The following is a 6,087-nucleotide window of genomic DNA, read 5'->3' as shown; positions in this document are numbered from 1 at the left end:
CGGCGGCGACGCGGACCTGTGCGCGCTCGGGTGGGTCGCCGCCGAGGCCGCCCGCGACTTCGCGCCGGACCCCACCGACCGCCCCTTCTTCCAGCCGGGGAGCATGGCCCCGGTCGACGCCCGCGCCTACGCTAACCTCGCGGGCGCCGCCCCCGGGCGGACCCTGCTCGATCCCATGTGCGGCACCGGCGGTCTCCCCCTCGAAGCGGGCCTCGTCGGCGCCGACGCGGTCGCCTGCGACGCGCAGGCGAAGATGGCCGACGGCGCGCGGCGGAACTTCCGCGCATACCTCGCCGACGACGCCGACGCTCCCTCCCCCGACTGGCACGTCGCCCGCGGCGACGCGACCGCGCTCCCGCTTCCCGACGACGCCGTCGACGGGGTCGCGTTCGACGCCCCCTACGGCCGACAGTCGAAGATCGCGCGCCACGAGTTGGCCGACCTCGTCGCGGGCGCGCTTGCGGAGGCGGCCCGGGTCGCGCCGCGCGCGGTGCTGATCGCCGACCGCGACTGGCGCGGTCCCGCCCGCGACGCCGGGTGGACCGTCGACGCGGCGTTCGAGCGCCGGGTTCACCGGTCGCTGACGCGCCACGTGCTGGTGTTGCGCCGCGAGGCGGACGCGGGAGGCGAGGCGGACCCGGCGGATATCTCGCCCGACGCGGACGGAAGCTTGCCGGACCGAGAGTGAACGACCGATCGGCGGAATCGCTCTTATCCGACGCTGGCGCGACAAGTTTCAGTTCCGCCCCGACGCCGGGCAACGGTTAAGTGCGCGGCCTCTCGTGGTACTCGCATGACCGGGGACGGCGGGGACATGCTCTCGTGGGACGAGTCGGTGTTCCGCGACGAGTCGGTGTTCGAGATCGACCACGTCCCCGAGACGTTCCGCCACCGCGAGAGCCAACTGGAGAACCTCAAGTACGCGCTCCGCCCCGCGGTTCGCGGCTCCCGCCCGCTCAACACGATGGTTCGCGGACCGCCGGGAACAGGCAAGACCACCGCGGTCCAGAAGCTCTTCGGCGAGCTCGGCGCCCGGACCGAGGTGCGGACGGTCCGCGTCAACTGCCAGGTCGACTCCACGCGCTACGCGGTGTTCTCCCGGCTGTTCGAGGGGATCTTCGAGTACGAACCCCCGTCGTCGGGCATCTCGTTTAAGAAGTTGTTCGGCCAGATCACCGACCGCCTCGTCGAGGAGGACGAGGTGCTCGTCGTCGCCTTGGACGACGTGAACTACCTCTTCTACGAGAACGAGGCCTCCGACACGCTGTACTCGCTCCTCCGCGCCCACGAGGCGCACTCCGGCGCGAAGATCGGCGTCATCGTCGTCTCCTCGGACCTCGGGCTCGACGTGATCGACGACCTCGACACCCGTGTCCAGTCGGTCTTCCGGCCCGAGGAGGTGTACTTCCCCGTCTACGACGCGACCGAGATCTACGACATCCTCGCCGAGCGCGCCAAGCGCGGCTTCCACGAGGGCGTCATCGGTGACGCCGAACTGGAGCGGGTCGCCGACCTCACCGCCGAGAGCTGCGACCTCCGGGTCGGGATCGACCTCCTGCGCCGGGCCGGGCTCAACGCGGAGATGCGCGCCTCGAAGACCGTCTCGAAGGAGGACGTCGAGGACGCGTACGACAAGTCGAAGCACGTCCACCTCTCGCGGTCGCTGCGCGGGCTCTCCGACTCCGAACGTGACCTCGTCCGCGTCCTCGCCGAGCACGACGGCGAGCGCGCCGGCGCGGTGTACGACGCGTTCAACGACGAGACGGGGCTCGGCTACACCCGCTACTCGGAGATCATCAACAAGCTCGACCAGCTCGGCGTGATCGACGCGGAGTACGCCGACGTCGACGGCCGCGGCCGCTCCCGCGAACTCTCCTTGGCCTACGACGCGGAGGCCGTCTTGGACCGGTTGGAGTAGGCGGCGACCTACCTCTCGTCGTCACCACGCGCCGTCTCGTACCCAGTCGCCCATGCGAGGGCCCCGACGGCGAGGATCGCGACGGTCTCTCGGTCCGACCCGACGAGGGACTGCGCGACGACGGAGACGGCCCCGACCGAGACGGCGACGTACGCGCCTTCGGGGACCGCGAAGGGGAGTCGACCGCGCGACTGAAGCGCCGCGGTCACGAACATCGCACCGAGGAGCGTCAGGCCGAACAGCGGGAGGACAGCGGTTGCCGAGGACACACTTCCGACTGATCGCGTCGCGAGTAATACATTTCGGCGGTCGCGCGGTCGGAGCGAACCGCCGACGCCTTTTCAATAGCTCCGCCCGCACCTCGTCGCATGAAGACGAGCGGCGGGAGCGACGCGATGAAGCGGCGCGCCGGCGAGTCGGCGGCCGAGGCCGTCACCGACGGCGACGTGGTCGGACTGGGGACGGGGTCGACGGCGGCGCACGCGATCCGGCGGCTCGGGGACCGGGTCGACGCCGGCCTCGACGTCCGGGGCGTCCCGACCTCGTTCGCGAGCCGCGAACTCGCGGTCGGGGCGGGGATTCCCTGCCTCGACCTCCCCGAGGCGGTCGGTCTCGACGGCCCGGGTATCGACCTCGCCATCGACGGCGCGGACCAGGTGGCGACCGGCGTCGACGGGGGCGGCGCCCCCGACACCGGCGGGGCTCTGATAAAGGGCGGCGGCGCGGCCCACGCCCGCGAGAAGTTGGTCGACGCCGCGGCCGACCGCTTCCTCGTCGTCGCGGACCCCTCGAAGGAGTCGCCGCGGCTGGACCGGCCGGTCCCGGTCGAGGTGCTGCCATCGGGACGGACCGCCGTCGCCGCGGCCGTCCGGGAGGCCGACGGCGAGCCGACGCTGCGGCGCGCGGAGCGGAAAGACGGTCCGGTGGTGACTGACAACGGGAACCTCGTGCTCGACTGCGCGTTCGGCGAGATCGCCGACCCGGTCGCCCTGTCGGCGACGCTGGCCGAGGTTCCGGGCGTCGTCGAGCACGGGCTGTTCGTCGGGATGACCGACGAGATACATGTCGGCACCGAGTCCGGCGTCCGGATCGAGTCGGTCTGATATCCCCGGGCGACGCCCCGCAGCGCGGCCGCTCGGCGGGCGGCACGCAAATAAAATGGAACGGAAACGAGTTCCGTCTTAGAGGTCGCGCGGCTGGACCGTCTTCCGGTCGTTGGCCTCGGCGCGGCGCGCGGCGTCTTCGAGCAGCTCGTCCACTTCGTCGTCCAGCGCGTCGTAGAAGTCCGAAGCGACGTTCTTGTCGTCCAGGGCTTCCTTGACGGCCGCTTTGACAATGAGGTCTGCCATGCGATCGGGCCTACCCGGTGATGGTTAATAAGAGTTCCTGAATTCGACCGCGAGGGGCGCCGTGCGGCCCGTTCGCGGGAGGCCGCGAGTACAAGCGCGTATAAGTCTTGTGAGATTCTCGTCTCCGCCCCGCCGCGAACACGACGCGAAACGCGGCCCGACCCCACTCCGAGCGCGGTCCGGACGGAGCGCGCGTCGTCGCGTGACGCTCGCGAACGCGCTTCGACCCCGGCTCGACCTCGCGCGCGGCGCGCCCGGCTCGAACCGACAGCTTCGACCGAGGCCGCCCCCGACGACGCCCCATGCGAGAGACGTTAGCGGCGCTGGAGGCGGGTGAGATCGGCATCGAGGAGGCGGAGTCGCGGCTCGCGGGCTACGCGACCACGGACGCGGGGCGCTTCGACGCCGCCCGCGAGCGACGCCGCGGGATCCCGGAGGCGATCCTCGCGGAGGGCAAGACACCCGCGGAGGTCGCCGCCCTGGCGACGACGGCGCTCGACACCACCGGCCGGGCGCTCGTGACGCGGGCGGACGAGGCGACGGCGGCCGCGGTGGCGTCGGCGGTCGGCGACGTGGGACCGGACGCGACGGTCGAGCGCGACGATCGGACCGGGACCGTCGTCGCGCACGCGGCCGACTTCGAACTCCCCTCGCTCGACGCCGCGGTCGCGGTCGTGGCCGCCGGCACCGCGGACGCGCCCGTCGCCGGCGAGGCCGCGGTCGTCGCCCGCGAGATCGGGGCGACCGTCGACCGGGTCGACGACGTCGGCGTCGCCAACCTCGACCGGATCGTGGACCAGGCCGACCGGGTCCGCGAGGCGGACGCCGTCGTGGTCGCGGCGGGTCGCGAGGGGGCGCTCCCGACGGTCGTCGCCGGCCTCGTCGACGCCCCCGTGATCGCGCTCCCCGTCTCGACCGGCTACGGCGTCGGCGGCGAGGGAGTGGCGGCTTTGGAGGGGGCGCTCCAGTCGTGCTCCGTGCTGACGACCGTCAACGTCGACGCCGGGTTCGTCGCCGGCGCGCAGGCCGGGCTGATCGCCCGCGCGGTCGACGCCGCGCGCGCCGAGTGAGCGGGGGGATCGAGCGAGGAGATCCGGCGACATCCGGACTCGCTTAACCGACCGTATACCGGCAGCCGACTGGGTCGAAAAAGGGTATTAGTTCGTCGAGCCCGTATGGTAGTTGCCGACGCACGTCGGCATCACATGCCACGCTGTGACCACTGCGGGTCGCACGTCTCGGACCGCTTCGCTCGCGTCTTCGCGGACGAACGCGGCGACCTGAACGCGTGCCCGAAGTGCTCCGCGAACGCGGGCATCGCAGAGGTGTCTCGCGAGCGGACTCGAACCGGGGACTGACCGGCGAAACGCCGATCGAAGGACGAGCGCACGGGGAGCGACTGCTCCGTTCGCCTGCCCCTCCGGGCACACCCGCACACACTTGCCGCTCGCGCTCGGACGGCCGACCGTGGCCGACCACCACGTGTACGTCATCGAGTGCGCCGACGGCACCCTCTACACCGGGTACACGACCGACGTCGAGCGGCGCGTCGCCGAACACGACGCCGGCGAGGGCGCGAAGTACACCCGCGGGCGGACCCCCGTCACCCTCCGCCACGTCGAGTCGTTCGACTCGAAGTCGGCGGCGATGTCGCGGGAGTACGCGGTCAAGTCGCTGTCGCGCGCCGAGAAGGAGCGGCTGATCGGCGAGGGCGACGACGCGGGGGACTGACCGCTTCGCCTCTCGCTCACTCCACGAGGCGCTCGATTTCCGTGACGAGGATGCCGGTCGCGCCGACCGACCGGAGCTCCGAAATCGTCTCGAACACGTCGCGCTCGTCGACGACGGCGTGGACCGCCACCATCCCGTTGCCGTTCTCGTCGGCCTCGACGTCCATCACGGTCGGGCCGCCGAGCCCGGGGATCACGTCCTTCACTGCGTCGAGCCGCTCTTTCGGCGCGTTCATCATCAGGTAGCGACGGCCGTCCGCGGCGAGGACGGACTCGAAGGCGGTCACCACCTGCTCGACCTTCGCGTCGTCGACCACGTCGGGGCGCGCGAACAGCCGGACGGAGGAGTCGAGCACGTCGTCGATCACCGCCAGCCGGTTCACTTTCAGCGTCGTCCCCGTCGAGGTGATGTCGACGATGGCGTCCGCCATGTCGACGTGCGGGGTCAGCTCCGTCGCGCCCGTCACCGTGACCACGTCGGCGTCGACGCCCACGCGGTCGAGGTAGTCGCGGGTGACGTTCGGAAACTCGGTCGCGACCGTCCTGTCCGCTAGGTCCTCGACCGCCGACACCCCGCCGGCCTCGGGCGCGGCGAGGACGAGCCGACAGGAACCGTAGCCCAGATCGAGCAGGTCCACGAGGTCGCCCTCGGCCGCCGCGCTCGCGACGTCGACGACGCCGCCGGACTCGGCCGCCTGGTCGAGGCCGGTGACGCCGAGGTCGGCCGCGCCGTCGCGGACGTACTCGGGGATGTCGGCCGCCCGCGCGAACAGCACCGTCACGTCCTCGTCGACGGTGTCGGCGTACAGCTGGCGGTCGGCGGTCTCCTCGACGTGGAGCCCCGCGCGCTCCAACAGCGAGAGCGTCGGCTCGTGTAGGCGGCCCTTGTTGGGGACGGCGATGCGCATACGGGGAGCGTCGCGCGGACAGGGGGAAACGTTTTCGTCCGGAGGGGCGGGACTGGTAGCGACGCGAGACTGGTTATAAACAGATGCGGTGGCGCGTGCCGGTGAGCGGCCGTCAGGCCGCGAACCGCACGCGCGAGGGAGTCGGTCGCCGAGCGAAGCGACGGCGACCGACGAGGCTGGGG

General features: G+C 71.8%; 9 protein-coding genes. 6 read left to right on the top strand and 3 right to left on the bottom strand.

The features are described 5' to 3' along the window. Together Z052_RS07190 and Z052_RS07185 are read left to right on the top strand one after the other, a co-directional pair. Positions 1-688, top strand: a 688-nt coding sequence (locus Z052_RS07190) for a TRM11 family methyltransferase (RefSeq protein WP_343124798.1), incomplete at its 5' end; no start/stop codon positions are given. A gap of 105 nt (positions 689-793) precedes the next feature. Next, on the top strand, positions 794-1,918 hold the full coding sequence (locus tag Z052_RS07185) for an ORC1-type DNA replication protein (RefSeq protein ID WP_099288929.1): 1,125 nt from the start codon (positions 794-796) through the stop codon (positions 1,916-1,918). 8 nt (positions 1,919-1,926) lie between these two features. Here the strand turns inward: Z052_RS07185 and Z052_RS07180 are convergent, their stop codons facing one another. Further along, on the bottom strand, positions 1,927-2,187 hold the full coding sequence (locus tag Z052_RS07180; RefSeq protein ID WP_049932131.1) for a hypothetical protein: 261 nt from the start codon (positions 2,185-2,187) through the stop codon (positions 1,927-1,929). A gap of 99 nt (positions 2,188-2,286) precedes the next feature. Here Z052_RS07180 and rpiA point away from each other — a divergent pair, with 99 nt between their 5' ends. Beyond that, positions 2,287-3,021, top strand: a complete 735-nt coding sequence (gene rpiA / locus Z052_RS07175) for a ribose-5-phosphate isomerase RpiA (protein WP_094494218.1) — start codon at positions 2,287-2,289, stop codon at positions 3,019-3,021. A 78-nt stretch (positions 3,022-3,099) separates the two neighbouring features. Here the strand turns inward: rpiA and Z052_RS07170 are convergent, their stop codons facing one another. Continuing rightward, positions 3,100-3,267: a DUF1931 family protein gene (locus tag Z052_RS07170; protein WP_004047560.1), complete on the bottom strand. Its 168-nt coding sequence runs from the start codon at positions 3,265-3,267 to the stop codon at positions 3,100-3,102. A gap of 302 nt (positions 3,268-3,569) precedes the next feature. Between Z052_RS07170 and larB the strand changes: the two genes are divergently transcribed. The 3 genes from larB (at position 3,570) to Z052_RS07160 (ending at position 4,998) form a co-directional block, all read left to right on the top strand. Continuing rightward, complete coding sequence (gene larB, locus Z052_RS07165; protein ID WP_094494219.1) at positions 3,570-4,337, top strand: nickel pincer cofactor biosynthesis protein LarB; 768 nt, start codon at positions 3,570-3,572, stop codon at positions 4,335-4,337. Positions 4,338-4,472: 135 nt separating this feature from the next. Continuing rightward, on the top strand, positions 4,473-4,625 hold the full coding sequence (locus Z052_RS20450; RefSeq protein ID WP_008440770.1) for a hypothetical protein: 153 nt from the start codon (positions 4,473-4,475) through the stop codon (positions 4,623-4,625). Between the two features lie 109 nt (positions 4,626-4,734). Continuing rightward, positions 4,735-4,998: a GIY-YIG nuclease family protein gene (locus Z052_RS07160; RefSeq protein WP_049932157.1), complete on the top strand. Its 264-nt coding sequence runs from the start codon at positions 4,735-4,737 to the stop codon at positions 4,996-4,998. A gap of 16 nt (positions 4,999-5,014) precedes the next feature. Here Z052_RS07160 and hisG read toward each other — a convergent pair whose 3' ends face one another. Then, positions 5,015-5,905: an ATP phosphoribosyltransferase gene (hisG, locus tag Z052_RS07155; RefSeq protein WP_094520605.1), complete on the bottom strand. Its 891-nt coding sequence runs from the start codon at positions 5,903-5,905 to the stop codon at positions 5,015-5,017. Positions 5,906-6,087: the final 182 nt, after the last annotated feature.

The sequence above is a fragment of the Halorubrum sp. C191 genome (genome assembly GCF_002727095.1).
Classification (GTDB): domain Archaea; phylum Halobacteriota; class Halobacteria; order Halobacteriales; family Haloferacaceae; genus Halorubrum; species Halorubrum ezzemoulense.
Note: the sequence above shows the minus strand (reverse complement) of the source record. Positions and strands in the feature narration are given on the sequence as shown.

Coding starts and splice junctions, on each gene's coding strand:
- Z052_RS20450 (WP_008440770.1), top strand. CDS start 4,473: ATGCCACGCTGTGACCACTGCGGGTCGCACGTCTCGGACCGCTTCGCT.
- hisG (WP_094520605.1), bottom strand. CDS start 5,905: ATGCGCATCGCCGTCCCCAACAAGGGCCGCCTACACGAGCCGACGCTC.
- Z052_RS07185 (WP_099288929.1), top strand. CDS start 794: ATGACCGGGGACGGCGGGGACATGCTCTCGTGGGACGAGTCGGTGTTC.
- Z052_RS07170 (WP_004047560.1), bottom strand. CDS start 3,267: ATGGCAGACCTCATTGTCAAAGCGGCCGTCAAGGAAGCCCTGGACGAC.
- rpiA (WP_094494218.1), top strand. CDS start 2,287: ATGAAGACGAGCGGCGGGAGCGACGCGATGAAGCGGCGCGCCGGCGAG.
- larB (WP_094494219.1), top strand. CDS start 3,570: ATGCGAGAGACGTTAGCGGCGCTGGAGGCGGGTGAGATCGGCATCGAG.